General features: G+C 59.3%; 2 protein-coding genes. Both read left to right on the top strand.

Annotation, left to right across the window (positions count from 1 at the left end; all coding sequences use genetic code 11):
* The coding region (locus P3T43_RS35700) for a tyrosine-type recombinase/integrase (RefSeq protein WP_429285676.1) at nt 1-433 on the top strand (433 nt) is incomplete at its 5' end.
* 60 nt (nt 434-493) lie between these two features.
* Complete coding sequence (locus P3T43_RS35695) at nt 494-811, top strand: tyrosine-type recombinase/integrase (protein ID WP_429285675.1); 318 nt, start codon at nt 494-496, stop codon at nt 809-811.
* Nucleotides 812-1,034: the final 223 nt, after the last annotated feature.

Raw genomic sequence — 1,034 nt, 5'->3', positions numbered from 1 at the left:
CCTGATCGATCCTATCCTTGCACGGCGCGAACAGCAGCGCCGACAGTTGCTCGATATATCGCCGGACGCCAACGTGACGTTTCGTGAAGCAACTGAAGCGTTTACCCGTGCGCATGAACCCCAGTGGCGAAATCGCAAGCACGTTCAGCAGTGGAGGAACACGCTCAAGACCTACGCGTATCCAGTAATCGGTGACGTCCGGGTGCGCGACATTGACACCGCGATGATCGTGCGGATTCTTCAGCCCATCTGGACCAAGAAGGCCGAGACTGCGCGCCGCGTGCGCGGCCGCATCAAGGCGATTCTGGACGCTGAGACGGTGTTGGGTCATCGCGTTGGCAGCAACCCGGCACGATACGTCGATCATCTGCAACTCGTGTTGCGGCGGTCGAAGAAGCGTTCGCAGGTGAACCATCACCCGGCACTACCCTGAGAGGACTTGCCCGCGTTTATTCACGAGCTTGAACAACGTCCGCGGCGTGCTGCACGGGTGTTGCATCTGCTGATCTTCACGGCGACCCGTACGAACGAGGTGCGTTTTGCGCGGCCCGAGGCGTTTGACCTCGCCGCCCGCACATGGCCAATTCCTGGCGACCGTACCAAGAGCGGCCGGCCGCTTCGCGTACGGCTTTGTGACCGCGCTGTCGAGATCGTGCGCAGCGCATTGCCCAAGGCGCATTACGGCTATCTATTCCCGGGTTGCAAGCAAGGGCGTCCGTTGTCGAACATGGCGATGCTGACGCTTCTAAAACGTATGTCGCGACACGGAATCACCGTACACGGAGTGAGATTGTTGGTTTTTACCCGCTAATTACCCGCACGCTTCAATCGATGTTTGGGGAAATGGCTTGGCCTGACGGTCCGCGCGAGGCTAGGGGTTGTCTCCACGTCAAAACCATCACGTCGACGGATCGAACTTTGTGCCGCGTGAAAGATGGAGCGATTATCTTGCGGTCTTTCTTAGGGGCATGGTCAGACTACTGTCTGACGCGCGACACGCGGCCATTTAGAGCACGCGTGCTGGGCGAAGGGCA

The sequence above is a fragment of the Paraburkholderia sp. GAS41 genome (assembly GCF_050436545.1).
GTDB lineage: Bacteria > Pseudomonadota > Gammaproteobacteria > Burkholderiales > Burkholderiaceae > Paraburkholderia.
The sequence above is the reverse complement of the archived record's forward strand: the minus strand, read 5'-3'. Positions and strand labels throughout refer to the sequence as shown.